This window comes from Micromonospora sp. HM134, assembly GCF_007833915.1.
GTDB classification, from domain to species: domain Bacteria; phylum Actinomycetota; class Actinomycetes; order Mycobacteriales; family Micromonosporaceae; genus Micromonospora; species Micromonospora wenchangensis.
In genome coordinates this window covers 6,446,953-6,472,983 of the sequence record NZ_CP041061.1, presented here as the reverse complement: position 1 = coordinate 6,472,983, position 26,031 = coordinate 6,446,953, and the positions used below count along the sequence as shown (strand labels likewise).

Here is a 26,031-nt window from a genome sequence, read left to right as displayed (position 1 = left end):
GGCCGGACGCGGGCGACGGGGGAGGGAAGCGGTGTGACCAGCGAACGTTCCGAGACGCAGCCCGCCGACGAGTCGCGGCCGGAGCCGCCGACGACCGCAGCCGGTGCCGCCGACGCGGCCCCGCCAGACGCGGCGACCCCGGCCGCCGCCGGTGCCGGCGCGACCCCGTCCCCTGCGGTGCCGCCGGCCCCCGCCGGTGCCGGCGCGACTCCGCCCGCCACGGCGGCCCTGGCACCTGCCGCCAAAGCTCCGTCTCCTGCCGGTGGCAAGGCTCCGTCTCCTGCCGGTGGCGGCGATCCGGCCCCGGGCGGTGGCGGCGACAAGGGCGGTGACAAGACCCCTGCCCTGCCGGGCGGCACCGGGGACGCGGAGGCGGGCCGGGCGTCGCGTGCCGTGCCCGACTGGGAGCCGTGGCCGCAGCGTCCCGCCGTGCAGGGCCGGCTGAACCGGCTGGCCGTGGTCACGCTGGTGCTGGGCCTGCTCGGCGGGGTGCTGGCACCGGTCACCGCCGGGTTCGCGCTGCGCCGGATCAGGCGGGACGGCGAGCGGGGCCGGGGCCTGGTGATCGCCGGCCTGGTGCTGCTCGGTGGCTGGGTGCTGGCCGGTCTGGTGGCGCTGGGCGTCACGATGACCGGGTCCGACCCCGACCCGGGGCTGCGCGGGCTGCGGGTGGGGGACTGCTTCCGGGTGCCCTCCGGTGCCACCACCAGCCGGACCGCCCCCGAGGAGGTCGCCCGGGTGGCCTGCGACACCCCGCACCACGCCGAGTACGTCGACGACTTCCCCGCCTACGAGCGCTCCGCCGACGAGCGGTACCCCGGCGCGGCGGTGCTCTCCCAGCGGGCCGAGACGCTCTGCCGGCAGCGGCAGCACAGCTACGTGGTGGACCCGCTGGGCCTGCCGGCCGAGGTGCGGCTGAGCTGGTACCTGCCGACCCGGGTCGACTGGTCCACCGACCCCACCATCACCTGCTACCTGACCTCGCCGACGGGGTTGTCCCGGTCGCTGCGGATGGACACCACGGTGCTCAACCCGGCGCAGCTCGGCTACCTGCTGGCCAGCCGGGACTGGACGCAGGCGCGGGCCGCCCTGGTGGCCAGCGCGCCGACCAGCACCCCGGCCGGGCTGCGGGACGCGGTGCGCCGGGCCGAGACGATCCACACCGACATGTGGTTCCGGCTGCGCCGGGAAACCTGGCCGGAGGCGGTCCGCCCGGCGATGGAGCGGCTGCTCACCGAGATGGAGCAGGACGAGCCGGCCTGGCGGGACGCCGACGGCGAACCCGACCGGGGCCGGCTGCTCCAGGTGGTCGCGCAGGCCGGGCAGCACCCGGACCCGGCCACCGAGCTGGCCGTACGCCAGGCGCTGGGGTTGCCGACGACGCAGGGCGAGCCGATGCGCTGATCCGACCGAGGGTGATGTTCCGACCACTCGGCGCGGGCGGGTCGGACGTTCCGCCGACCGGGTCGGGCCCCGGACGGCTCTAGGCTGGCGACGAAGGTACGGCCGGCGGTGACGACGGGGGTCGACGATGACGGGAACGGCCGGTCACGCGGGACCGCTGCGGCCGGCCGGTCAGTCCGCCATCACCGCGCGGTACGCGTCCTCGATCCGGGCGGCGAGCAGCACCTCACCCTCGGTGAGCGGTTCCCCGTCGCCGTGCCCGACCCGGATGCGGGTCTCGGTGTCCAGCCGGCTGATGTCCGGTCGCAGCCGCAGCGCGTCCGCGACGACCTTGACCCGTTCGGTCAGCGCCGCGTGCTGGGTGTCGTCCATGACCAGGGTGCGGCGGATCTGCTCACCGTCGCGGGTCCACCCGTGCAGGAGCGTGAGGGCGTCACTGAGATAGTCGTGCTTGCTTCGACTGGTGAACAGCGCGCGCATCACCGCACCTCCCAGGCGCCGTTGCCGGCTTGTGGCCAAATCGTCGCCGTCCCGTGTCCTCGTGGTGTCACCAGTCTGTCGGCCTGATGGCGGTGTGTCCACGCCCACACTTCCGTCTCTTATTGGCCTACCGGTCGGCCACGGTACCCAAACCGACGATTGATCTGGCACGCTGGACGCCCGTGCAGACCGAACGGCGTAGCGGTAACGGACCGACCGACCGGCGTGAGCCGAGGGTGGTCGTGGGAGCGGCGATCATCTCCGCCGGGCGGGTGCTCGCCTGTGCGCGTACCGCGCCTCCCGAGGTCGCCGGCATGTTCGAGTTCCCCGGCGGCAAGGTCGAGCCGGGCGAGAGCGAGACGGCGGCGCTGGTCCGCGAGTGCGCCGAGGAACTGGCCGTCCGGGTGGCGGTCGGCGACCGGGTCGGCCGGGACGTCCGGATGGCCCACGGCCGGTCGGTGCTGAAGGTGTACGCGGCCCGCCTGCTGCACGGTGACCAGCCCAGCGCGCTGGAGCACTCCGCGATGCGCTGGCTCACCGCCGACGAACTGGACAGCGTCACCTGGCTTCCCGCCGACGTGCCCATCGTCGCCGCCCTCCGCCCGCTGTTGGCCGCCGGCTGACGGCGGCACGGACCCGGCCGGCACGGCAACGGGGGCCGACGGCGTACGCCGTCAACCCCCGTTGACCTCGTCGTGCCCGCTCCGCCGCGCGTCGCGCCGCAGCGGTACCGGTCGTCCCGGTCCGGTGCCCGTCGGACCGGTCTAGCGCCCGTCAAGCAGGTTCAGTGCTTCTCGTCCTGGCTCGGGTGGGCGAAGTTGAGGTGCTCCGGCGGCAGCGGGAAGGTGACGTCGTCACCGAACGGCGACGGGGCCGCCGCACGGTCGAAGGTCAACTCCGTCAGCGGGAGCTTGCCCCGGTCGTCGACCGCCGGCATGGTCGGGTGCGGGACCTCACGGTGCCAGTTCACGCCCTGCTGGGCCTGGGCCTCCGCGGCCGGGTCGCCGGAGCCGCCGGCGTGCGAGTGGACTCCAGCCTGACGGGCGCCGCTGTGCACCACGGACCCCTTTCCCCCGCTGTTCGCGGTGCTCTGGGGCGTCTCGCCCCGACGGAAGATCTTGCTACCGAGCCATACCAGGGGATCGTACCTGCGGTCGACGACCCGTTCCTTCATGGGGATGATCCCGTTGTCGGTGATCTTGATGTGCTCGGGGCAGACCTCGGTGCAGCACTTGGTGATGTTGCAGAAGCCGAGCCCCTGCTCCTGCTGCGCGTACTGCTTGCGGTCGGTCTTCGCGTCCAGCGGGTGCATGTCCAGCTCGGCGGCCCGGATGAAGAACCGGGGGCCGGAGAAGGCCGGCTTGTTCTCCTCGTGGTCGCGGATCACGTGACACACGTTCTGGCACAGGAAGCACTCGATGCACTTGCGGAACTCCTGCGAGCGTTCCACGTCGACCTGCTGCATCCGGTACTCGCCCGGGGCCAGGTCGGCCGGCGGGGCGAAGGCCGGCGTCTCCCGGGCCTTCTCGTAGTTGAACGAGACGTCCGTGACCAGGTCCCGGATCACCGGGAAGGTGCGCAACGGGGTGACCGTGACGGTCTCCGACTCCTCGAACGTCGACATCCGGGTCATGCAGCTCAGCCGGGGCTTGCCGTTGATCTCCATCGAGCAGGAGCCGCACTTGCCGGCCTTGCAGTTCCACCGGCAGGCCAGATCCGGCGCGTCGGTGGCCTGGAGCCGGTGGATGACGTCGAGGACGACCTCGCCCTCGTTCACCTCGACCGAGTAGTCCTGGAGGTCACCGCCGGTCTCGTCGCCCCGCCAGATGCGGAACTCCCTCTTGCTTCCCATCAGTTGCTCGCCTCCTCACCGACGGCGTCGAAGTCGGCCAGCTCCTCGTCGGTCAGGTACTTGGCCAGCTCGGTACGGTCGAAGAGGCCGATCAGCTCGGCCCGCATCTTCGGCAGCGGCTTGTGCTCCAGGCGTACGGTGTCGTCGTCGAGCGCGCAGACCAGGTTGACCCGACGCCACCGGGGGTCCATGGTCGGGAAGTCCTCCCGGGTGTGCCCGCCGCGCGACTCCTGCCGCTCCAGCGCCGCCTTCGCGGTGCACTCCGAGACGACGAGCATGTTGCGCAGGTCGAGCGCCAGGTGCCAGCCCGGGTTGTAGCGCCGGCCGCCGACCGCGCTCACCTTCGCCACCCGCTCGCGCAGCTCGGCCAGCCGGCGCAGGGCGTCGACCAGCTCACCCTCCCGGCGGATGATTCCTACTAAATCTCCCATCACCGCCTGGAGGTCCTGCTGGAGGGTGTACGGGCTCTCCCCGGTGTCCCGCTGCAACGGCGCCAGCGCCGTCTCCACTGCGGTTTCCACCGCGCTCACCGGCACCTTCGGCCGCGAGGTCAACTGATCGGTGTACGACGCCGCGTGCCCGCCCGCCCGCTTGCCGAAGACCAGCAGGTCGGACAGGGAGTTGCCGCCGAGCCGGTTGGAGCCGTGCATGCCGCCGGAGACCTCACCGGCGGCGAACAGCCCCTGCACGGTGCCGTACGCGGCCCCCGAGTCCGGGTCCACCTCGACGCCGCCCATCACGTAGTGGCAGGTCGGCCCGACCTCCATCGGCTCGGCCGTGATGTCGACGTCGGCCAGCTCCTTGAACTGGTGGTACATCGACGGCAGTCGCCGGCGGATCTCGTCGGCCGAACGCCGGGAGGCGATGTCCAGGTAGACACCGCCGGCCGGCGTACCCCGACCGGCCTTGACCTCGCTGTTGATCGCGCGGGCGACCTCGTCGCGGGGCAGCAGCTCCGGCGGACGTCGGTTGTTGTCCGGGTCGGTGTACCAGCGGTCCGCCTCCTCCTCGGTCTCCGCGTACTGCTTGCGGAAGACGTCGGGGACGTAGTCGAACATGAACCGCTTGCCCTCGGAGTTCTTCAGCACCCCGCCGTCGCCCCGGACCGACTCGGTGACCAGGATGCCCTTCACCGAGGGCGGCCAGACCATGCCGGTCGGGTGGAACTGGAGGAACTCCATGTTGATCAGAGTGGCCCCGGCGCGCAGCGCCAGCGCGTGCCCGTCCCCGGTGTACTCCCAGGAGTTCGAGGTGACCTTGTAGGACCGGCCGACGCCGCCGGTGGCCAGCACCACCGCCGGGGCCTCGAACAGGATGAACTCGCCGGACTCCCGGTAGTAGCCGAACGCGCCGGCCACCCGGTCGCCGTCGAGCAGCAGCTCGGTGATCGTGGTCTCGGAGAAGACCCTGATCCGGGCCTCGTAGTCGCCGAGGTCGCGCTTGTCCTCCTGCTGGAGGGAGACGATCTTCTGCTGGAGGGTGCGGATCAGCTCCAGGCCGGTGCGGTCACCGACGTGCGCCAGCCGGGGGTACTCGTGCCCGCCGAAGTTGCGCTGGGAGATCTTGCCGTCCTTCGTCCGGTCGAAGAGCGCCCCGTACGTCTCCAGCTCCCAGATCCGCTGCGGCGACTCCTTCGCGTGCAGCTCGGCCATCCGGAAGTTGTTGAGGAACTTGCCGCCGCGCATGGTGTCGCGGAAGTGCACCTGCCAGTTGTCCCGGCTGTTCACGTTCCCCATCGCGGCCGCCGCGCCGCCCTCGGCCATCACGGTGTGCGCCTTGCCGAAGAGCGACTTGGAGATGATCGCGGTCTTCTTGCCGGCGAGCCGGGCCTCGATCGCCGCGCGCAGGCCGGCGCCGCCGGCCCCGATCACGACGACGTCGTAGTGGTGTCGTTCGATGCGAGTGGTAGTGGTCATGTCGCCGCGCCCTCTAGTTGATGAACCGCAGGTCGGTGAACCAGCCGGCGGCGATGGCCATCACGTAGAAGTCGGTGAAGGCCAGCGTGCCGAGGGTGATCCAGGCGAGCTGCATGTGCCGGGTGTTCAGCTTGGACACGAACGTCCAGGCCCGGTACCGCACCGGGTGCGCGGAGAAGTGCTTGAGCCGCCCGCCGATGATGTGCCGGCAGGAGTGGCAGGAGATGGTGTACGCCCACAGCATCACCACGTTGCCCAGCAGGATGATGTTGCCCAGCCCGAAGCCGAAGCCCTCGGGCGAGTGGAAGGCCAGGACCGCGTCCCAGGTGTTGATCAGCGAGATGATCGCGGCGGCGTAGAAGAAGTAGCGGTGCAGGTTCTGCCCGAGCAGCGGGAACCGGGTCTCCCCGGAGTAGGTCTTGTGCCCGTCCGGCACCGCGCAGGCCGGCGGCGACAACCAGAACGACCGGTAGTACGCCTTGCGGTAGTAGTAGCAGGTCAACCGGAACAGCAGCAGGAACGGCAGGGTCAGCGCCGCGTCCGGGATGATCCACCAGCCGGGCAGGAAACTGCCGAAGTGCGAGGAGCCCTCGACGCACCGGTCGGTCACACAGGGGGAGTAGAACGGCGTCAGGTAGTGGTACTGGTCCACCCAGTACCACTTGTGCATGAACACCCGGACGGTCGCGTACGCCACCCAGGCGCTGAGCCCGACGACGGTGATCAGGGGGGCGAACCACCAGCGGTCGGTCCGCAACGTCTTCGCCGCGATGGCGGCGCGCGCCCGCGCCCCCCGCGGCTTCGTTGCCGTTGATGTCATTCGAGTCGTCTTCCTGACGGGACGGGCCCTCGCGGGCGGCGGTTCACGTTCCGTGCCGGTCAGTGGACCGGCCGGACCGTGTCCACTGCCGCGTCGTGCGCAAGCAGGCGGCCACGCCGGGACATCGGCGCAGCTAAGTGACACACGTTACGCCGATCATCACGGCCGGGCCGCGCAACGCAGTGTCCCGTGTGTCCCGCACCTTGGAAAGACCCGAGCCAAGATCAATGTACCGTCGGCGTCAGGCGGCTGCGGGCCCGGCCGCACGGGCGCTGCGGCACCGGTCAGCCCGACGCGCCGCCGGTGAAGTTCCACGAGGCCAGCCGCAGCGACGGCCCCTCCCACCAGCCGCCGTCTAACCGGTCCGGCTGACGGACCGGCCGCCGGCCGAGGCCGAGCACCGCCCCCGGCCCCAACGCCCGGGGGTACGCCTGGGTGAACCGGAAGTTCCGCACCGCCCGCACCGGCACGCCGTCCTCGACCAGCCACACCCCGTTACGGGTCAACCCGGTGATCACCAGGCTCTTCGGGTCGAGCACCCGGGTGTACCAGAAGTCGCTGACCAGCAGCCCCCTGGCCATCGGCGCGACCAGCGCGGCGGTGTCCGCGTCCGCCACCGCCCCCGCGACCGGGCCGCCGGTCGGACCGCCGCCGACCGCCGGGTCCACCGGGCCGTCGGCCGTCCCGGGCATCCGGAGATTACGGGGGATCGGGCCGAAGGTGGCGCCGCCCGGCGTCCCGTGCCCGGTCGACGACGTGCCCGCACCGGCGGCGCTGCGCCGGTCGTGGGCCACCGCGCGGGTGGTGCCCGCCTCGACCAGGGTCAGCGCCGTACGCGGGGTGCCCTCCAGGTCGAACGGCATCGCCCCGCCGTACGTCGGGTCGTCGACCAGGGTCACCGCCGGATCGAACTGGGCGACGCCGGGACGGGCGAACGACTGGCCCTCGACGTGCCGTTTGCCGTTGAAGCCGTACCAGGCGAGATTCTGCAACAGGTCGGCCACCGCGGCCGGTTCGAGGACCACCTCGTACCGGCCCGGGGGCAGCTCGACCGGATCGGCGGCGGCCCGTGCCTTCGCCGCCGCCCGCGCCCCCAGGGTCGCGCCGTCCACCTCGTCGAGGCGACCGGCGCAGAGCCGGGCCACCCCGTCCGCGCCGCCCGCCCGGGCGATGCCGTCCATCGCCGCCTCGGTGGTGCGCCCCTGCGCCGCCTGGCCGGCCGAGTTGGCGAACGCCCCCGACCGGTACGCGGTCCGGCAGTACCCGGCCGCCTCCAGCCCACCCACCGCGTCGACGAAGGCCCGGACCCGGTCGGCCCGGGCCGCCGGCTCGGCGTAGGCGGTCGCCTCGTCGAGCAGGCCGTTGGAGTGCACCGCCGACGGTGGGGTCAGCCCCGGCCAGGCCGGGTCGGGCGGGCAGAGCCGGGCCGCGGCGAGGGTCCGCCCGACCAGGGCCCGCAGCCCGTCCGGGCCGACCAGGCTGCCGCTCCCGGCGGCCGTCCGACCGTCGACGTGCACCCGCAGCCGGACCGTCAGCTGCGACTCGGCGACGTTCTGGTGGATGAACGAGTTGGCGAACCGGGTCAGCGCCAGATCGTGCCGGACGACGGTGACCTCGGCCTCGGCGGCCGGACCGGCGACCTCGTGGACCAGCTCCACCACCCGGGCGGCGACGTCCAACTCGGTCGCCCCGGTGTCCCGCAGGCCGGTCATGCCCGCACCCCCACCCGGACGCCCCGGAACCGGGCCGGCGCCGCCGGATGCCCGGTGTGCCCGATCTGGCCGGGCTGGCCCTTGCCACAGTTCGGGGTGCCCCACGGGACGATCTCGGAGGAGAGCATGTCCATCGACCGCCAGAACAGCGGGCCGATGCCGGTGTAGGTGGGGTTGCGCAGCATCCGGCCGCGCCGGCCGTTGCGCACCTCCCAGGCGATCTCGCAGCCGAACTGGAAGTTCAGCCGCCGGTCGTCGATCGACCAGGACCGGTTGACGTCCATCAGCACCCCGTCGTCGGTGGCCGCGATGATCTCGTCGAGGGTGTGCGGCCCGGGTTCCAGGCCCACGTTGGTCATCCGCACCATCGGCAGCCGGGCCCAGCCGTCGGCCCGTACGCTGCCGCCGTAACCCAGGCCGGCGACGGCGGCCGAGTCCCGGCCGGCGAGCACCCCGACCCAGCGGCCCTCGCGTACCGCGTCGCGCTTGACCGCCGGGGAGCCCTCGTCGTCGAAGCCGAAGCTGCCCAGCGCGCCGGGGATCGTCGGGTCGATGGTGACGTTCATCAGCTCGGAGCCGTAGCGCAGCGACCCGAGCTGGGCCAGGTCGAGCCACGAGGTGCCGGCGAAGGCGGCCTCCCAGCCGAGGATGCGGTCCAGCTCGATGGCGTGCCCGACCGACTCGTGGATCTGCAACGCGAGCTGCTCGTCGCCCAGGATCAGGTCGGTCTCGCCGGACGGGCACTCCGGCGCGGTGAGCAGCGCCCGGGACTCGTCGGCGATCCGGGCGGCGTGCGCGGTCAGGTCGAGCGACTCGACCAGCTCCCACCCGGTGGTGCCGTACTGGCCCCGGTAGCTCGGCCAGGAGCGGCGCTGGGTCTCGTGCTCGCCGATCGCGGTGGCCGAGATGCCGCCGCCGCACTCGCGGATGTGCTGGTCGATGCGGTGCCCCTCGCTGGAGACGAACCACTTGCGGGTGTCCCAGATCTGGTAGAGCCCCTCGGCCAGGTCGGCCCCCTGCCCGCGTGCCGCCTCGGTGGCCCGGACCAGCAGGTCACCCTTGTCGGACAGCGGCACGCCGAGCGGATCGACCGCGCAGTCGGAGGCCCAGCTCGCCACCACCGGCTCGGCCGGGGTCAGCGTGATCGGTGGGCCGGCCACCCGGGCGCTCGCGGCGGCCACCTCCGCGGCCCGCCGGCCGGCCGCGCGGGCCGCCGCGTCGGACAGTTCGGGTACGGCGTGGAAGCCCCACCCCGACCCGACCAGCGCGCGTACGCCCAGGCCGATGCTCTCGTTCTGGGTCAGCTCCTCGATCGCGCCGTTGCGCGCGGACATCGACTCGTAGCGCAGGTGCATCACCCGGGCGTCCGCATACCGGGCACCCGCGTCGAGAGCGGCCTGTACGGCTGCGGCCGCCGCGTCGAACTCGGTCATGGACCGACCCTAGGCCAGTCCACCGACATCCGTCAGGGCAGCAGATCCTCGGGTCGGATCGTGGCCCGCACCGGCTCCGTGAGGTCGAGCGTCTCCCCGACCTTGGCGACCGCGTGCTCCAGGTAGTGCCGGCCGTGTCGGCGGTAGAGGTGCAGGTTGCCGTTCTGCTGCTCGACCAGCAGGTACCACTCGATCCCGGCGGTGGCGTAGTAGTGCATCTTGAGGACCTTGTCGGTCGCCGCGTTGCCGGGCGAGATGATCTCGCACACCAGGTGGACGTCGTGCGCCTCGACGTGGACCTCGTCGAAGTCGATCTCGCCGGTGACGACGAGATCGGGAATGGTGATCCGACCCGGCTTGAGGCGGACGTTGACCGCCTCCAGGACCCGCAGGTGCGCACTGCGGGCCGGCTGCCGTAGCGCGGCCCGGAGCTCACCCGAGATGTTCTGGTGGCGGGGGGTAGGGGCTGGGGTCACGTGGAGGCTCCCGTCGAAGAGTTCGACGCGTTGGGACGTCTTGCCGAGGGAGAGGTACTCCTCTTCGGTCCACGGTCCGTCGTGGCCGAACACCGCTGCGGTCATGGTCGGCCACCTCCACCTCGTGTCGCCGGGCATCCTCCACCGGGCACCCCGCCCATGGTCGCACCCCGGGTGCGACCGGACGGCGACGACACCGTGCGGCGACTACGCTGTGGTCCGGTGACAGCCCCCGCTCCGTAGCTTATTTTCAGCCTCGGCTCTTTGTTGTAGGTTCCCTACAACCCGAGGAGGCGGTCGTGGACAGTCCGAAGGCAGGCGACGACCCGTACCTGCGGGTGGACGACCTGCGGGTGCGGTTCGACACGGCCGACGGCGTGGTACGCGCGGTCGACGGGGTGTCCTTCACCGTGCCGCGTGGCCGGACGCTCGGCATCGTCGGCGAGTCGGGCTCCGGCAAGAGCGCCACCGCGCTGGCCGTGCTCGGCCTGCACGACCCCCGACGCAGCACCGTCACCGGCGGGATCACCGTCGGCGGGCGGCAACTCGTCGGCCTTCCCGAGGACCGGGTACGCCGGCTGCGCGGCCGGGATGCGGCGATGATCTTCCAGGACCCGCTCTCCGCGCTGCACCCCTACTACAGCGTGGGGCGGCAGATCGCCGAGGCGTACCGGGTGCACCATCCCCGGGCGGGGCGGCGGGCGGCGCGGACCCGTGCGGTGGACATGCTCGACCGGGTGGGCATCCCGCAGCCGGCCCGCCGCTACGACCAGTACCCGCACGAGTTCTCCGGCGGGATGCGGCAGCGGGCGATGATCGCGATGGCGCTGGTCAACGACCCGGCGCTGGTCGTCGCCGACGAGCCGACCACCGCGCTGGACGTGACGGTGCAGGCCCAGATCCTCGACCTGCTCGCCGACCTCCAGGCCGAGTTCCGCACCGCGATCGTGCTGATCACCCACGATCTGGGGGTGGTCGCCCAGGTCGCCGACGACGTGCTGGTCATGTACGCCGGGCGGGTGGTCGAGCAGGGCGGCGTGACGCAGGTGCTCCGCCGGCCGCAGCACCCGTACACCTGGGGGTTGCTCTCCAGCGTGCCGTCGCTGCACGGCGACCCGGACGCGGACCTGGTGCCCATCCCGGGCAACCCGCCCTCGCTGATCGACCTGCCGTCCGGCTGCGCGTTCCACCCCCGCTGCCGGTACGCCGGCGACCGTTCCCGCGCCGAGGTGCCGCGCCTCGCCCCGGCCGGCACGGACGGCCACCTGGTCGCCTGCCACCTCCCCGCCGACGACCGCGCCGCCCTCTCCCACCAGGCCGTGTCCCGGGCCGGGGTGTCCCCATGAGCGCGACGAACGTGCCACGGTCGCGGACGGAAGGCGGGTCCATGAACGCTGGTGAGCCGTTGTTGCGGGTGCGGGGATTGACCAAGCACTTCCCGGTCCGCACCGGCCTGCGGTCCCGGGGACTGGTGCGGGCGGTGGACGGGCTGGACTTCGACGTGCGGCCCGGCGAGACGTTGGGCCTGGTGGGGGAGTCCGGCTGCGGCAAGAGCACCACCGGCCGGATGCTGGTCCGGCTGCTGGAGCCGACCGCCGGGACAATCGAGTTCGCCGGCCGGGACATCACCCACGCCCGTCGGCGTGAGCTGCGTCCACTGCGCCAGGACCTCCAGATCATCTTCCAGGACCCGTACGCCTCGCTGAACCCCCGGCACACCGTCGGACGGATCGTGGCGATGCCGTTGCAGGTCAACGGGATCGACCCGCCCGGCGGGGTGCGGCAGCGGGTACGGGAACTGCTGGAACTGGTCGGGCTCAATCCGGAGCACTACAACCGCTACCCGCACGAGTTCTCCGGCGGGCAGCGGCAGCGGATCGGGATCGCCCGCGCGCTGGCCCTGCGGCCGAAGCTGATCGTCGCCGACGAGCCGGTCTCCGCGCTCGACGTCTCGATCCAGGCGCAGGTGGTGAACCTGCTGCGTGACCTGCAACGCGACCTCGGCCTGGCGTTCGTGTTCATCGCGCACGACCTGGCCGTGGTGCGGCACTTCTGCCAACGGGTCGCGGTGATGTACCTGGGCCGGATCGTCGAGATCGGCGACCGGGACGACATCTACCGGCGGCCCCGGCACCCGTACACCCGGGCGCTGCTGTCGGCGGTTCCGGACGTGACCGCGACGGGTGGGGCGGGGCGGATCAGGCTGACCGGGGACGTGCCCACGCCGCTGGACCCGCCGTCGGGCTGCCGGTTCCGCACCCGGTGCCCCAGGGCGCAGGACGTCTGCGCCCGCGAGGAGCCGGCGCTGGTGGTCGACGCCGGGGGCCGGCACGCCACCGCCTGCCACTTCCCGGAGACCGGACCGCCGCCGGCCGGGGCGGGCGGTGCCGTGGCGGCTGCCGGCGCGGATCGGGTCGGCGGGAACGCCGAGGAGGTGGCGACATGAGTGTGTCCCCGGTCGACCCGGCGACGCTGGCCGAGGCCGAGGCCGGGACGGGTGGCGACCGGCCCGGGTCCGGGTTCGTCGGACGCTCGCCCGGCCAACTCGCCTGGGCCCGGCTGCGGCGGGACCGCACCGGCCTGGTCAGCGGCGGGATGCTGGTCTTCTTCGTGCTGGTGGCGCTCGCCGTGCCGCTGATCGAGTGGGCGTACGGGATCGGCCCCCGGGAGCAGTTCCAGTCCCGGCTGGACGGCTTCGGGATGCCGCTCGGGTACGCCGGCGGGGTGACCGGGGAACACTGGTTCGGGCTGGAGCCGGGGCTGGGCCGGGACATCTTCATCCGGATGGTGCACGGGCTGCGCACCTCGCTGTTCATCGCGTTCGCGGCGGCGGTGACCACGGCGGCGATCGGTGTCGTGCTGGGCACCCTCGCCGGCTACCTGGGCGGCTGGCTGGACGCGGTGGTCAACTGGGTCACCGACCTGACCCTGGCGATGCCGTTCCTGATCATCGCGCTGGCGTTGACGCCGACCGTCGCGCTGCGCTTCTACGGCCAGCGGGAGGAGGTGCCGGCCGCGTTCCAGATCGGGGTGCTGATCGCCATCTTCGCGCTGTTCGGCTGGACGAGCACCGCCCGGCTGGTACGCGGACAGGTGATCGCGTTGCGCGAGCGGGAGTTCGTGGAGGCGGCGCGGGCCAGCGGCGCGGGGCTGGGGCACATGCTGTTCCGGCAACTGCTGCCGAACCTCTGGGCGCCCATCCTGGTGTCGTTCTCGCTGGCGGTGCCGGCGTACATCACCAGCGAGGCGGCGCTGTCGTTCATCGGCGTCGGGCTGACCGACGCCACCCCGAGCTTCGGTCGGATGATCTACCGCAGCCTGGACTACCTCCAGACCGACCCGGCGTACGTCTTCTTCCCCGGCATCACGATCTTCGCGCTCGTGTTCGCCTTCAACCTCTTCGGCGACGCGCTGCGGGACGCGCTCGACCCGAAGTCGTCCCGGTAGGAGGGCCCGGCGATGGCGCGGTTCCTGGTCAAGCGGCTCTTCTCGGCGGCGTTGACGCTCTTCGCGGTCAGCGTGCTCAGCTTCCTGATGTTCTTCGCCCTGCCCCGGGACCCGGTCACCGGGATGTGCCCCAAGAACTGCAACCCGGAACGGCTGGAGCGGGTCCGTCAGGAGCTGGGCCTGCGCGACCCGCTGATCAGCCAGTACGCCGGCTACATGAAGGGCATCGTCACCGGGCGGGACCTCGGCAGCGCCCAGGGTGGCCGGTGCGACGCGCCCTGCCTGGGCTGGTCGTACGTCGCCAACGAGGCGGTCAGCGACACCATCGCCCGGGTGCTGCCGGTGACGTTGAGCATCGTCGTCCCGGCGGCGGTGCTGTGGCTGCTGCTCGGGGTGGGCCTGGGCATGGTCTCGGCGCTGCGCCGGGGCACCTGGCTGGACCGGGCGGCGATCGGCTTCTCGCTGGCCGGGGCGTCGTTGCAGCTCTACTTCGTGGGGGCGGTGCTGCTGCTGGTGTTCGTCTACACGCTGCGCTGGCTGCCGGTGCCGAGCTACACACCGTTGTCCGACGACCCGCTCCGGTGGGCCGGCGGGCTGGTGCTGGCCTGGTTGTCGCTGGGGTTCCTGTTCTCGGCGATCTACGCCCGGCTGTCCCGGGCGCAGATGCTGGAGACGCTGTCGGAGGACTTCGTCCGGACCGCGCGGGCCAAGGGCCTGGCCAAACCCACGGTGTACGGCCGGCACGCGCTGCGCGCGGCGATCACGCCGGTGGTGACGATCGCCGGTCTGGACGTCGGCGGCGCGCTCGGCGGCACGGTGATCACCGAGACGACCTTCGGCCTCAACGGCATGGGGCGTACGGCGGTCGACGCGGTCCGCGCCGGTGACCTGCCCACCATCATGGCGACCGTGCTGATCGCGGCGGTCTTCGTGGTGCTGGCGAACGTGCTGGTGGACCTGCTGTACGCGGCGATCGACCCCCGGGTGCGGTTGCGCTGACCGGCCCGTCGGGCGGTGGAAGTTACCGAAATCTGCTAGACAGTCCGAAGTTTTTCTTCTTGACGATCCCCGGGTGTCGGCGGTCACCTCCGCCGGTGACCGGGTGGAGGAGGTAGGAGATGCGACCACGCGCAGCAGCCGCCGTGGGCGGGGCGATCGCCCTGGTGGTGGCGTTGGGAGCCTGCTCGGAGAACACGGGTGAGGGCACCACCGTGGACACCGACCGGCAGCAGACCGGGGTGATCGCCACCGACCCGAAGGACTCCCAGGGCCCGGCCGCCGAGATCGACGGGGCGACCCGGGGCGGCACCTTCACCATCATCCGGGAGACGCCCATCTCGCACCTGGACCCGCAGCGGACGTACTCGTTCGCCGGTCTGATGGCCAACCCGCTGTTCGCCCGCTACCTGACCACCTGGAAGGACGACGGCAGGGGCGGCCTGGTCCTGGTCGGTGACCTGGCGCAGAACCCGGGCAACAACGTGAACAGCGACTGCCGGGTCTGGGAGTTCACCATCAAGGACGGGGTGAAGTTCGAGGACGGCAGCCCGATCACGGCGAAGGAGATCGCGTACGGCATCGCCCGCTCCTTCGACCCCGACCTGACCGGCGGCCCCACCTACCTCCAGGAGTGGCTCGCCGACACCCCGCAGTACGACACGAAGTGGGACTTCAAGAAGAACAAGACGTCGCTGCCGCCGGGCCTGACCACCCCGGACGCGAAGACGCTGCGCTTCGAGTTCGCCAAGCCCCGCTGTGACCTGCCGTTCGCGGTCTCGCTGCCGACCACCGCGCCGCTGCGGCCGGACCAGGACACCGGCGTCAACCTGGACCAGCGGCCGTTCTCCTCCGGGCCGTACAAGATCGCCAAGAACCAGGCCGGCGTGCAGCTCACCCTGGACCGCAACCCGCACTGGGACGCCGCCACCGACCCGGTCCGCCACCAGTACCCGGACCAGTTCGTCTGGACCTTCGGGCCGACCGCCGACGCGGCCGTCAACCGGGTGATCGCCGACAACGGCGCCGACCAGAGCGCGTTGGCCTGGAACTACGTGCCGGCCTCGCTGGTCGCCCGGGTCGCGCAGGACCGGGGCCTCAAGTCACGCAGCGTCCTGTCGCCGACGCCGAGCGCCAACCAGCTCGTCATCAACAACCAGCGGGTCACCGACCTCGCCGTCCGCCGGGCACTCAACTACGCCATCGACCGCGACGGCCTGGTCAAGGCGCTCGGCGGGCAGACCGTCGCCCAGCCGATGACCACCCTGATGCCGCCGTCCACCATCGGCTACCAGGCGTACGACGCCTACCCGGCCGGTGCCAACGGCGACGTCGACAAAGCCAAGGAACTGCTCGCCGGCAAGACCCCGGAGCTGGTCCTCGGGGTGGCCGACAACACCACCGAGCAGCAGATGGGCACCCAGCTCAAGGCCAACCTGGAACGCGCCGGGTTCAGGATCACGCTGCGGAACATCCCGGACGACGCGAAACTTGACGAGATCAAGAAGAAGAACAACCCGTGGGACCTCTACATCGGCAACTGGGCCGCCGACTGGCCCAGCGGCGCGTCGATCCTGCCGGTGCTCTACGACGGTCGCACCATCAAGGCCGAGGGCAACAGCAACCAGGCGTACTTCAACGACCCGGCGGTCAACGCCGAGATCGACCGCATCCAGGCCATGCCCCCGGCCGACCAGGGCCCTGAGTGGGGCAAGCTCGACCGGCGGATCATGACCGAGTACGCCCCGGTGGTGCCGCTCTTCGTGGACGTGGCCTACACGGTGCACGGCTCGAAGGTCGGCGGGATCTTCATCTCCAGCGTCTTCGGCTACCCCTCGTTCGTCAACGCCCACGTCAAGCAGTGACGTCACACTGACGCCCCGCTCGGCCGGCGAACACGTTCCCCCTCCCGGTACCGCTGTCGGGAGGGGGAACGTCGTCCAACGCGGCCCTTTGCTCCACCGCCGTGCCGAGGCGTACCGACGGCCGGTGGTGACGCCTGCCTCCTGCCGCCTGCCCCCTCGGGCATCCGGCACTCCCGCCCGGCGCGGTCAGTCCTTCGCCCCGGCGAGTAGGGCGGCCCGGTTCCAGAACCGGTCGACGAGGATGTCGTCGTTGACCTGCCTGTTGGTCTGCCTCGGCGTCGCCGGCCGCTGCTGGGCGTAGAAGCGTCCGGGCTCCCAGTCCACGCCGGGGGTGCCGGTGAGGAAGTACGCGAGGTTCGCTCCGCCCTTCTCCGGCGGGATCAACGCCAGCCGCGACAGCGGGGTCCGGTAGAGCAGCCGGGTGAGGAGGTCGTTGTTCTCCGCCCCGAAACCGGTACGGACGTTGCCGGGATCGAACGCGACGGCGTTGATCCCCAGGGGGTGGTAGCGGGCGTGCAGGCCCCGGGCGAACAGGATGTTGGCGAGCTTCGCGTCGGCGTAGGCGCGCATGGGTGTGTAGGTCTTCTCATGGTTGAGGTCGTCGATGTCGACCTTCCCCACGATCTTCGCCGACGCGCTCGACGTGTTGACCACGATGCCGGTGCCGGCCCGCAACAGGTCCAGGAGCAGGTGCGTGAGCAGGAAGGGGGCAAGGAGGTTGACCTGGAACGTCTTCTCGTTGCCGTCCTCGGTCACCGTGCGCTCCCCGAACACGCCACCGGCGTTGTTGGCCAGCACGTCGACGCGGTCCGTGCGCTGCCGGATGTCCGTGGCCAACCGACGTACGTCGCCCAACCTGGTGAAGTCGGCGACGACGTGATCCGCGCCCACCTCGCGGGCCACGGACGCCGTCTTCTCGGCGGAACGCCCGACCAGGATGAGCCGGTCCTGCCCCGTACGCGCGACCTGCCGGGCCGCCTCGGCCCCGATCCCGTCCGATCCACCGGTGATCACGATCGTCCGTCCCGCCATCGCCACATCCGCCCTGTCTCTGACCTGTCACGCCAGTGTTGAACTTGGCACTTGAGTGCCACTTCTGTCTCGCCAGGGTAGCATGGTCGGATGGCTGAGCAGGAGATGTCGCTGCGCGAGCGGACCCGCCGGGCCGTACGGACCGAGATCGTCGACGCGGCCATGAGCCTGTTCCTGAGCCAGGGGTTCGAGGCGACGACGATCGAGGAGATCGCCCGGGCGGCAGGCATCTCCCGCCGCAGCTACTTCCGCTACTTCGCCAGCAAGGACGAGGCGTTCGCGGCAGCCCTCGCCTCCATCGGCCGGACGATCGCCGAGACGCTCAGCCGACGGCCCGCAGACGAGCCGCCCTGGGCCGCGCTGCGCCGCTCCTTCGATCCGCTGCTCGAACAGGCCGGCGCCGATCCGAACGCCGAAGCCCTGGGGCGGCTCATCCTCGAACGCCCCGCCCTGCAACAGGGCAAGGACGCCGTCTGGCAAACCGAGATCGCCACCGCCCTGCTGCCCCGCCTGGCGGCCGGCGGGGCCGACGACGGCTCTCTTCGCGCGCACGCCCTTTCCGCCGCCGCGATCACCTGCCTGCACGTCGCACAGGCGCAATGGCTGACCGCCGACGAGCAGCGGGACCTCGGCGCGCTGCTCGACACGACCATGAATGCCGTCCACCCCACCGCGTGAGCCGGGGCGTCGTCAGTGCGGGCGGAACGGGCGTGCGCCGCCGAGGTCCGACGCACCTTGGCGGTACGCGAGGCGGTCGCCCGCCCCGCCCGCGACCCGCACGCCCCGACCACGATCACCCCGCTCGCCGTCAGCCTCGGGCTGCTCTGAGTCTCCCGCTTGGACAGCGACGGACAGCAGGTTGCCTGGACGAGGGCATCCGCCAGTAGCCGGGTGAAAGTGGTCGGCGGCGGGTGTGGCCGGGCCGTTGATCGTCAAGCGGCCGGTGGCTCGGGGCGGGTGCTTGGCTCGCCGGCGTTCAGTCGACGCGCAGGGCCAGCAGGGGGCTTTTCAGTTCCTGTTCAAAGTACTTCCGGGAATCCCGGTCGGCGACCATGAGCAGGTAGCTGTCCTGCCGGGCCGGAACCCCCGACACCGAGAACCGGAACTGGCAGCCGCCGTCGGCGAGTACGCGGGGGTCGGTCAACCGTGCGCCGGCGAATCCGAGGCCGGCGAAGATGACCACCGGGGCGCCCTCCTTGACGTCGGCGTGGTCGCCCGTACCGGCGCAGCCACCCTGGCCGTCGGCGACGAAGGACGCGCCGTCGCCGAGCAGCACCGTGCCGGAGACCACGAACGTCTCCGTCGGCGGCCGACTCGCCGCAGCGGGAGTACGGGCCTTGGTGCTGTTCACGAACATGCTGACGGCGAGCAGGAGCCCAGCGGCAGCACCGGCCCACATCCAGCCGGGACGCCGTGCGGTCGGCTCTGGACGCAACGGCTGCATGTCGTCTCCGGAGGGGTGGGGCGGCGGGGTCACCGGGGAGTGTGATCGAGTTCGTCCGGCACCGCAGCCCCATTGTCGGGTCCGCCCCCGCCTCTCCCGGTGCTCGCGCGTCAACCGGTCGGCTTGATCCACTCTGTGGGGCCGATGTTGCGGTGTCCGGGCGACGGGACACCGCAACATCGGTGACATTGAGTCGATCAAGCCGGCCGTGTCGATCGAGCTGGCCGTCTCGGCTCAGCAGGACGACTGGATGTCGAGGGTGACCGGGACGCTCTGCGTGACGGTGCCGTCCGTGGCCCGAAGCTGGGGGACGTAGTGGCCGAGCGGGGCACCGTGCAGCCGGAACGCGGCCAGGATCTGCACGATGTGGCCGTCTCCGGACCCGGGCGGCGTGGTCTGCGGGCTGTACACCTCGGTCCCGGCGGGCATCCCGGTGTAGCTGGCGGTGATCGTCGACGACCACGTCCCGTCGAGGACGACGAAGTAGTACAGGGCGCGCGGGTCGTCGGGGGTGGCGCAGATCCGCTGCGGCAGGTTGACGAGCGTCCAGGTCGAGGTGGTGCCCGTGGCCGTGGTGGCCGGGGCTGCCGCGACCGGTGTGCCGCCGACGAGGGCGAGCAGCATCGCCGCCAGTGCGGTGGTGGTGATCCGTCGGGCGGTGCGGGAGAACTTCACCATCGACTCCTTACCTGTCCGGCATGACTCGGTCACCGGCCAGCCTGGCAGGTCGATTTCAGAGGGCCCTGAGAAGAAAGTGCGGAAGGTCGGCCGTCGGGACCCCTTGCGCCGGGGGTCACGTGGCGCGGACCAGGGGCGGGGTCGGCACCGCCGCGGACGCGGGTGGCGGTCGTCAGACGGGGATGCAAACATCGATTGACCGTCGGATGGTCGATCGGAAGAGTTCAGGGCATGGACCCGACCTCGCGCGCCAACCGGATCGCCTGGGAGCATGCCCACCAGGAGCGGGTCTGGGCCAACGACGAGATGTTGGCCGAGGCGGCGGCCGGTGTCACGCTGATCGCCAGCGAACGCGCGCTGCTCCGGGACATCCTGGTGGCCCGCCCGTTGGTGGTCCACCCGCAGAGCGGCAACGGTCAGGACGACATCGCCCTGGCCCAGGCCGGTGCCCGGGTGGTGATCGGGGTCGACTACAGCGAGAACGCGATCCGTACCGCGCGGGGCCGCGCCGACACCCTCGGAGCCGCCTGCCGCCACCTGGTCGGGACGGTCCCCGGGGTGCCGGTCCGCGACGGGTGCGTCGACCTCGTCTACACCGGCAAGGGCGCGCTGATCTGGATGCCCGACATCGATGCCTGGGCCGTGGAGATGGCCCGGCTGCTGCGCCCCGGCGGCCACCTGTTCATCCACGACGGTCATCCGGCCACCGACCTGTGGACCTGGGATCTGGACGAACCGCGCATCCGCCCCGACCGTAGCTACTTCGGCCGCTCGTTCGTCTGCGCCGACGACAGTTTCCCGGCCCACGGGGCGGTGATGTGGCAGTGGACCCTCGGCCGGATCGTCACCGCCGTGGTCACCGCCGGCCTGGAGGTCCGGCACCTCGCCGAGTACGCGGAGCCGTTCTGGCGGATGGGTGACATCGACGCGGCGGCCTTCCGGGGTCGCCTGCCGAACGCGTTCGCCCTGCTGGCCCGCCGCTCCGCCGCCCGCTGACCCGCCCGACCGGCGGCCCGGCTCAGCCCAGGTGGGTACGGAGGAAGTCGAGTTCCAGGCGGAGCAGGCGTTCGGACAGCCCACCGGCCGCCATGTGGGTGGCCCCGGTCAGCGGCAGCACCGCGTGCGGCCGACCGGTCGACAGCAGCGCCGCCGACAGCCGCAGCGTGTGCGCGGCCACCACGTTGTCGTCGACCATGCCGTGCACCAGCAGCAGTGGGCGGGCCGGCTCGCCGGGATGCAGCGGCTCCGCCGCCAGCTCCACCAGCGAGTGGTGTCCGTACACGTCGATGCCGTCGTCGGGCAGGCCGAGGTAGCGCTCGGTGTACGCGGTGTCGTACAGCGCCCAGTCGCTGACCGGGGCGCCGGCGATGCCGCACCGGAACAGCTCCGGATGGCGCAGCACCGCCAGCCCGGCCAGCCAGCCGCCGAACGACCACCCCCGGATCGCCACCCGGTCCAGGTCCAGGTCGGGGTGCTTGCCGGCCAGCGCGGTCAACGCGTCCACCTGGTCGGTCAGGACCACGTCGGCCACCCGCCGGTGGATCGCCTTCTCGAACGACGGCGCCACGCCCGGCGTACCCCGGTTGTCGACGGTGACCACGGCGAACCCGGAGTCCGCCCACCACTGCCGCTCCAGCCAGGCCGACCGGGCGGCCACCACCTCCTGGTGGCCGGGGCCGCCGTAGACGTCCAGCAGCACCGGCAACCGGGTGCCCTTGACGTGCTCGGACGGGTAGAGCACCGCCGTCGGTAACCGCCTGTCGGTCACCCGGACCAGCATCGGCCGGGGCGCCGACGACGGGGTGGCGGCCAGCGACCGCAGCCGGGCCACCTCGCCGTCGCCGCGCCACACCGACCAGGTCGTCCCTGCGTCGTCCAACGAGGCGGTGCCGACGACCAGGGTGTCCCCGCCGACCACCGCCGTGTGCCAGCCGGGGGTGCTGCTCATCCGGCGGGCGTCCACCCCGCCACCGATCACCGTACGGACCCGGTAGAGGTGCCGTTGGCTCGGTTCGCCCTCACTCGCCTCGACCAGCAGGTCGGCCGGGCCGGGGCCGGTGGGCAGCCGGCCCACCACCCGCCGTACGTACAGCGAGGGCGGGGTGAGCAGGGTGCCGTCGGCGAACAGGCAGCGGGCGTCGTACCCGTCGTGGGCCAGTTCGCCGCCGACCAGCACCCGGCCGTCGGGCAGGTGCGCCGGGGTGCCGGGGATCGGCTCCACCCAGCGCGGGTCGGCCAGCTCGGCGTGCACCTGCGTCTCCCCGGTACGCGGGTCCACCGCCAGCACCAGGCCGTGCTGCTGCGACCGGCGCAGCACGGTGATCAGCGGGTTGCCGTCGGCCCAGTCGACCGAGGTCAGGTACGGGTAGGTTTCCCGGTCCCAGTGCACGTCGACCCAGCCGTCGTCGAGGTCGAGCAGGTGCAGGCTGACCTCGGCGTTCGGCCCACCCGCCCGGGGGTACGCGACGGTGGTCGGCGGGGTCGCCGGGTCCGCCGGGTCGTGCAGGTGCCAGCGGGGCAGCCGGGACTCGTCGACCCGGGCGGCGAGCACCATCCGCCCGTCCGGGGCCCACCAGTAGCCCCGGTACCGGCCGAACTCCTCCGCCGCGACGTGCTCGGCGAGCCCCCAGGTCACCCCGCCGTCCTCGCCGGCCAGCAGGGAGTCGGTGCCGTCCGGGGCGACCACCCGCAGTTCGCCCCGGCGTACCCCGTCGGCGGCGTCGGTCACGTACGCCACCCGCTGCCCGGTGGGGTCGGGTCGGGGGTCGATCACCGGCCCGACGGTGGTCACCTCGATCACGTCGCCGTGCACCAGGTCGGCCCGGAACAACCGGCCGGCCAGCGCGAACACCGCCACCCGGCCCGCGCCGTCCAGCGCGTACGAGCCGATGCCGGCGGCGCTGAGCCGGCGGCGTTCGCGTAACGTCCGCTCGCCCGGGGCCAGCGCCGCCGGGTCGGCGTCGTCGCCGAGCAGCACGGCCGGGTCGGCGATCAGCCGTTCCTCGGCGGAGGCGGTCTCCAGCGCCCAGAGCGCGTCGGCCGGGTCCTGCGGGCCGCCCGAGCGGAGGAAGACCACCCGGGAACCGTCGTCGGCCACGGAAACGGCGCGCGGCGCCCCGTGGCTGAACCGACGGGTACGGGCGGCCAGCTCGGGAAAGTCCACAACCCGGATCGTAGAGCCGTGCCGGGCGTGATGTGGCCGACCTGCCTGGACGCGTACGCCCCGGTGCCGCCGGACCGCCGGTTAGAGTGACGGTCGTGACGACGCTGCCCGACCGACGCCTCCTGCTGGTCCACGCGCACCCCGACGACGAGTCCATCGGCACCGGGTCGACGATGGCGCACTACGCCGCCGCCGGGGCCCACGTCACGCTGGTGACCTGCACCCTCGGCGAGGAGGGCGAGATCCACGTGCCGGCGCTGGCGCAGCTCGCCGCCGCCGAGGCAGACCAGCTCGGCGGGTTCCGGATCGGCGAGCTGGCCGCCGCCTGCGCCGCGCTCGGCGTCACCGACCACCGGTTCCTCGGCGGCGCGGGCCGCTACCGGGACTCGGGCATGATGGGCATGCCCACCAACGGGCACCCCCGGGCGTTCTGGCGGGCCGACCTCGACGAGGCCGCCGGGCTGCTCCTGGAGGTCATCCGGGAGATCCGCCCGCAGGTCCTGGTCACCTACGACCCGAACGGCTTCTACGGGCACCCGGACCACATCCAGGCGCACCGGGTGGCGATGCGGGCGCACGAGCTGGCCGGCGCGGAGGGCATCGCCCCGGCCAAGGTCTACTGGACGGCGCTGCCGCGCAGCGTCCTGGAGGCCGGGATGAGCCACTTCACCGAGTCGTCGGACAACCCCTTCGCCGCCATCGACAGCGTCGACGACCTGCCGTTCGGCACCCCCGACGACCAGATCGCCGCCCGGATCGACGCCACCGAGCAGCACGCCGCCAAGGAGGCGGCGATGCGGGCGCACGCCACCCAGATCCCGGCCAACTCCTGGCTGTACGCGATCGCCGGCAACTTCGGCGCGGAGTTCATGGGCGTGGAGTACTTCACCCTGGCGGTGGGGGAGCCCGGCCCGGGGGGCGGCCCGAACGGCTGGGAGAGCGACCTCTTCGCCGGGATCGACCCGGACCCGGCGGACCTGCCGGGCGGCCGGCCGGTGGCGGCGCGACGGCCGGAGCAGGCGACCCCGGCGGGTGACGCGTCGGCGGCCACGGCGTCGGCCGGGCTCCGGTGACCCTGCCCGCCACGCCGATGCCGGTCGTCGAGGAGGAGACCGCCGCCGTCCCGCCGCCGCCCGGCTGGACGGCCCGCCTGCTCGACGTCGTGCTGCGGGTGGCCGGCGGGCTGGTCGCCGTGGTCGGTGGGGTGCTCACCGCCCTGATCGGGCTGCTGCTGTCCACCGTCCGGGCCGGCGGGCAGCTGATCGGGGTGTCGGTGGTGGTCACCATCCTGGGCGCGGTCGCGGTGAGCTGGTTCGCGTACGCGGCGGTCGGCCGGAAGTGGGCGGTGGCGTTGCCGGCGCTGCCGTGGTTCGTGCTGATGGCGGTGGCGGCGGTCCGTACCGCCGAGGGTGACCTGCTGGTCGCCGGGGACAACTGGGTCGGGCTGGCGATGATCACCACCGGGGCGATGACGTTCGCGGTGATGGCGTTCCGGCAGATGCTCAGCCCGCAGCCGCGCCGCCACGACGGGTGATGACGACACACAGCCGGCGGTGGTAGATATTCCTGCCAGGAGACCCGCCGACGGGGCGGGTGGTACGGCGGGAGGCGTGTGATGACGGAACGGTGGCGGGTGGTCGGCGCACTCGCGGCGGCCCTGTTCGCGGTCAACGTGGTGGCCCGGGTGATCATCAAACTCGGCTTCGACGGGAACGACACCGCCGCCGACCGGGTCTCGCTGGGCATGTTCGTCGTGGTCGGGTTGATCCTGGCCGGGGTGGTGTTCATCCGGGGCCGGGCCGTTCCGGCGGCGCGCTGGGGTGCCGACGTGTCCGCCGCGGTGGCCGTGGCGCTGCTGCTGACGGTGCTCGTCGGCCCGCTGCTGGTGGGGAACAACCCGTTCGGTGGCGGTGCGGGGCTGTTCTTCGCCCAGATCTGGCTCTACCTCCTCGCCGCCGGGGCCGGTGTGGCGATCGGCTACCTGGTGCTCGTCGCGCTCGGCCGTGACCACCGTTCGCAGCAGCTGCGGCGGTACGCCGAGCGCAACGTCGGCAAGCCGCGTCGGGTGGTCCGCCGCTGACCGCTGCCGGCCCAGGCTTGATCAACTCAACGGGGCGCAGGTAGCGGTGTCCGGACCGAGGGGATGCCGCAACCTCGGCCCACAGGAGTCGATCAAGGCGGCCGGGCCGGATCAGGTGGGTGGGGCGACCCGGGTCAGGTAGGTGTGGTGGGTGGTGAAGCCGAGCTTGCGGTAGAGCGCCACCGCCCCGGTGTTGCGCTGCTCCACCTGGAGGAAGGCGTGCGTCGCCCCCTCGGCCGCGCCCCACCCGGCCAGCGCCCGGATCACCCGGGCCGCCAGCCCCTGCCGGCGCGCCGACGGGGCCACCTCGATCAGGCTGAGCCCCAGCCAGCGGCCCTGCCCGGTGACCGTGCCCCGGCCCGTCGCGACCAGCCTGCCGTCGGCGTACACCTGGGCGAAGCGGACCCGGGCCACGGCGGTGAGGATGTGCCGGGCGGAGTCCGGCAGGCCGCCCTTGCGCCCGGCGGCGACCGCGAGCCACTCCTCGGACGGCGCGACGTCGAGCACCACGGGCGGGCCGTCGACGCCCCGACCCGCGTCGCGCGGGACCGGTCCGTGGCGGCCCACCCCGGGCCCCGGGGACGTGCCACCCGTCCCGGCGGGGAGTGGCTCCGGGGACGTGCCATCCGTCCCGGCGGGGAGTGGCTCCGGGGGCAGCAGGGCGGCCAGGGGGACGGTCTGGACCAGGGTCAGCGGCCGGGCGGTCCAGCCCCGGGCGTCCAGTTCCGCGCCGACCGGCACGGCCAGCGGCAACGGTGTGTTGACCATGGCGGGTTGGCCGTGTCCGGCGTACCAGCGTTCGATGGCGTCGACCGCCGCCGGCAGCGGCCGGTCCGGGTCGCCCACCGGCAGGGCCGAGTTGGCGCGTCCGGTCCAGCCGTCGGCGGAGCGCAGCAGCCAGTCGCCGAGCCGGCCGCGTACCGGCGCGGGCCACGCCTCGTCCGCGGCGAGTTCCAGCTCGACCACGGCGGAGGCGGTGGGCCGGCGGGTGGGCGGCACCCGTTTGGCCCGGTGCACCTCGGCCACCGGCACCCGGACCCGGCCCTGCGCGGTGGCGATGGTGAGATGGGTCTCGCTCAGCTCGACCAGTTCGCCGAGGGCGTCCGAGAAGAGGGGCCGGCCCTCACGAATCCCCACAATGCGGCGAACCACGATCCGGTGTCCCACATCCTGCTGTCGGAGCACGATCGACCTCCTCCCCGGCGAGATACTAGGCTCTTAGCGTCGCGGGTG

25 protein-coding genes are annotated in these 26,031 nt (G+C 72.5%); 13 read left to right on the top strand and 12 right to left on the bottom strand.

Translation table 11 applies throughout. The features are described from left to right. The first annotated feature begins 33 nt into the window (after positions 1 to 33). Positions 34 to 1,404 carry a DUF4190 domain-containing protein gene (locus FJK98_RS28020; RefSeq protein ID WP_168222564.1) on the top strand — a complete coding sequence of 457 codons (1,371 nt, stop codon included), beginning with the start codon at positions 34 to 36 and terminating at the stop codon, positions 1,402 to 1,404. A gap of 171 nt (positions 1,405 to 1,575) precedes the next feature. Here the strand turns inward: FJK98_RS28020 and FJK98_RS28015 are convergent, their stop codons facing one another. Then, positions 1,576 to 1,884 carry a 4a-hydroxytetrahydrobiopterin dehydratase gene (locus FJK98_RS28015; protein ID WP_145921629.1) on the bottom strand — a complete coding sequence of 103 codons (309 nt, stop codon included), beginning with the start codon at positions 1,882 to 1,884 and terminating at the stop codon, positions 1,576 to 1,578. A gap of 182 nt (positions 1,885 to 2,066) precedes the next feature. On the opposite strand from FJK98_RS28015, the gene FJK98_RS28010 reads away from it, so the two are divergent. Then, complete coding sequence (locus tag FJK98_RS28010; protein WP_145921628.1) at positions 2,067 to 2,507, top strand: (deoxy)nucleoside triphosphate pyrophosphohydrolase; 441 nt, start codon at positions 2,067 to 2,069, stop codon at positions 2,505 to 2,507. A 161-nt stretch (positions 2,508 to 2,668) separates the two neighbouring features. Here FJK98_RS28010 and FJK98_RS28005 read toward each other — a convergent pair whose 3' ends face one another. The 6 genes from FJK98_RS28005 to FJK98_RS27980 form a co-directional block, all read right to left on the bottom strand. After that, the gene (locus tag FJK98_RS28005; RefSeq protein WP_088644277.1) at positions 2,669 to 3,736 is read right to left on the bottom strand and encodes a succinate dehydrogenase/fumarate reductase iron-sulfur subunit; all 1,068 of its coding nucleotides are present in this window, start codon (positions 3,734 to 3,736) and stop codon (positions 2,669 to 2,671) included. Continuing rightward, a complete protein-coding gene (locus tag FJK98_RS28000) occupies positions 3,736 to 5,652 on the bottom strand; it encodes a fumarate reductase/succinate dehydrogenase flavoprotein subunit (RefSeq protein WP_145921627.1) in 1,917 nt (638 codons plus the stop codon). Before FJK98_RS28000 ends, FJK98_RS28005 begins: the two co-directional genes overlap by 1 nt. A 13-nt stretch (positions 5,653 to 5,665) precedes the next feature. After that, complete coding sequence (locus FJK98_RS27995) at positions 5,666 to 6,472, bottom strand: hypothetical protein (protein WP_145921626.1); 807 nt, start codon at positions 6,470 to 6,472, stop codon at positions 5,666 to 5,668. 284 nt (positions 6,473 to 6,756) lie between these two features. Further along, on the bottom strand, positions 6,757 to 8,184 hold the full coding sequence (locus FJK98_RS27990) for a TldD/PmbA family protein (protein ID WP_145921625.1): 1,428 nt from the start codon (positions 8,182 to 8,184) through the stop codon (positions 6,757 to 6,759). After that, positions 8,181 to 9,617 carry a TldD/PmbA family protein gene (locus FJK98_RS27985; RefSeq protein WP_145921624.1) on the bottom strand — a complete coding sequence of 479 codons (1,437 nt, stop codon included), beginning with the start codon at positions 9,615 to 9,617 and terminating at the stop codon, positions 8,181 to 8,183. Before FJK98_RS27985 ends, FJK98_RS27990 begins: the two co-directional genes overlap by 4 nt. A gap of 32 nt (positions 9,618 to 9,649) precedes the next feature. Beyond that, entirely contained in the window at positions 9,650 to 10,198 is a 549-nt protein-coding gene (locus FJK98_RS27980) for a Uma2 family endonuclease (protein WP_145921623.1), read from the bottom strand. 194 nt (positions 10,199 to 10,392) lie between these two features. Between FJK98_RS27980 and FJK98_RS27975 the strand changes: the two genes are divergently transcribed. The 5 genes from FJK98_RS27975 to FJK98_RS27955 all read left to right on the top strand — a co-directional run bounded on the left by FJK98_RS27975 (position 10,393) and on the right by FJK98_RS27955 (position 16,401). Continuing rightward, positions 10,393 to 11,439, top strand: coding sequence for an ABC transporter ATP-binding protein (locus tag FJK98_RS27975; protein ID WP_145921622.1), 1,047 nt, complete (start codon positions 10,393 to 10,395; stop codon positions 11,437 to 11,439). Between the two features lie 41 nt (positions 11,440 to 11,480). Then, positions 11,481 to 12,539, top strand: a complete 1,059-nt coding sequence (locus tag FJK98_RS27970; protein ID WP_145921621.1) for an ABC transporter ATP-binding protein — start codon at positions 11,481 to 11,483, stop codon at positions 12,537 to 12,539. Further along, positions 12,536 to 13,540, top strand: coding sequence for an ABC transporter permease (locus FJK98_RS27965; protein ID WP_145921620.1), 1,005 nt, complete (start codon positions 12,536 to 12,538; stop codon positions 13,538 to 13,540). Before FJK98_RS27970 ends, FJK98_RS27965 begins: the two co-directional genes overlap by 4 nt. 12 nt (positions 13,541 to 13,552) lie before the next feature. Then, a complete protein-coding gene (locus FJK98_RS27960; RefSeq protein ID WP_145921619.1) occupies positions 13,553 to 14,539 on the top strand; it encodes an ABC transporter permease in 987 nt (328 codons plus the stop codon). Positions 14,540 to 14,658: 119 nt separating this feature from the next. Beyond that, on the top strand, positions 14,659 to 16,401 hold the full coding sequence (locus FJK98_RS27955; RefSeq protein ID WP_145921618.1) for an ABC transporter substrate-binding protein: 1,743 nt from the start codon (positions 14,659 to 14,661) through the stop codon (positions 16,399 to 16,401). A gap of 186 nt (positions 16,402 to 16,587) precedes the next feature. On the opposite strand, the gene FJK98_RS27950 is transcribed toward FJK98_RS27955, so the two are convergent. Beyond that, entirely contained in the window at positions 16,588 to 17,433 is an 846-nt protein-coding gene (locus tag FJK98_RS27950; protein ID WP_145921617.1) for an SDR family NAD(P)-dependent oxidoreductase, read from the bottom strand. 90 nt (positions 17,434 to 17,523) lie between these two features. On the opposite strand from FJK98_RS27950, the gene FJK98_RS27945 reads away from it, so the two are divergent. Next, a complete protein-coding gene (locus FJK98_RS27945) occupies positions 17,524 to 18,111 on the top strand; it encodes a TetR/AcrR family transcriptional regulator (protein ID WP_145921616.1) in 588 nt (195 codons plus the stop codon). A gap of 15 nt (positions 18,112 to 18,126) precedes the next feature. Beyond that, positions 18,127 to 18,261, top strand: a complete 135-nt coding sequence (locus FJK98_RS34595; protein ID WP_255470053.1) for a hypothetical protein — start codon at positions 18,127 to 18,129, stop codon at positions 18,259 to 18,261. Between the two features lie 148 nt (positions 18,262 to 18,409). Here FJK98_RS34595 and FJK98_RS27940 read toward each other — a convergent pair whose 3' ends face one another. Continuing rightward, on the bottom strand, positions 18,410 to 18,784 hold the full coding sequence (locus FJK98_RS27940) for a hypothetical protein (protein ID WP_145921615.1): 375 nt from the start codon (positions 18,782 to 18,784) through the stop codon (positions 18,410 to 18,412). 327 nt (positions 18,785 to 19,111) lie between these two features. Next, positions 19,112 to 19,552: a DUF5980 family protein gene (locus FJK98_RS27935; RefSeq protein ID WP_145921614.1), complete on the bottom strand. Its 441-nt coding sequence runs from the start codon at positions 19,550 to 19,552 to the stop codon at positions 19,112 to 19,114. A gap of 234 nt (positions 19,553 to 19,786) precedes the next feature. Between FJK98_RS27935 and FJK98_RS27930 the strand changes: the two genes are divergently transcribed. Then, positions 19,787 to 20,551, top strand: coding sequence for a bifunctional 2-polyprenyl-6-hydroxyphenol methylase/3-demethylubiquinol 3-O-methyltransferase UbiG (locus tag FJK98_RS27930; RefSeq protein ID WP_145921613.1), 765 nt, complete (start codon positions 19,787 to 19,789; stop codon positions 20,549 to 20,551). A 22-nt stretch (positions 20,552 to 20,573) separates the two neighbouring features. Here the strand turns inward: FJK98_RS27930 and FJK98_RS27925 are convergent, their stop codons facing one another. Next, complete coding sequence (locus FJK98_RS27925) at positions 20,574 to 22,718, bottom strand: prolyl oligopeptidase family serine peptidase (RefSeq protein ID WP_145921612.1); 2,145 nt, start codon at positions 22,716 to 22,718, stop codon at positions 20,574 to 20,576. Between the two features lie 86 nt (positions 22,719 to 22,804). Between FJK98_RS27925 and mshB the strand changes: the two genes are divergently transcribed. From mshB to FJK98_RS27910, 3 genes are all read left to right on the top strand, one after another. Further along, positions 22,805 to 23,791, top strand: a complete 987-nt coding sequence (gene mshB / locus FJK98_RS27920; protein ID WP_205789256.1) for an N-acetyl-1-D-myo-inositol-2-amino-2-deoxy-alpha-D-glucopyranoside deacetylase — start codon at positions 22,805 to 22,807, stop codon at positions 23,789 to 23,791. 17 nt (positions 23,792 to 23,808) lie between these two features. Beyond that, a complete protein-coding gene (locus FJK98_RS27915) occupies positions 23,809 to 24,252 on the top strand; it encodes a hypothetical protein (RefSeq protein WP_145923041.1) in 444 nt (147 codons plus the stop codon). 81 nt (positions 24,253 to 24,333) lie between these two features. Next, the gene (locus FJK98_RS27910; RefSeq protein WP_145921610.1) at positions 24,334 to 24,798 is read left to right on the top strand and encodes a hypothetical protein; all 465 of its coding nucleotides are present in this window, start codon (positions 24,334 to 24,336) and stop codon (positions 24,796 to 24,798) included. A 111-nt stretch (positions 24,799 to 24,909) separates the two neighbouring features. Here the strand turns inward: FJK98_RS27910 and FJK98_RS27905 are convergent, their stop codons facing one another. Next, a complete protein-coding gene (locus tag FJK98_RS27905) occupies positions 24,910 to 25,983 on the bottom strand; it encodes a GNAT family N-acetyltransferase (protein ID WP_145921609.1) in 1,074 nt (357 codons plus the stop codon). Positions 25,984 to 26,031 lie beyond the last annotated feature (48 nt).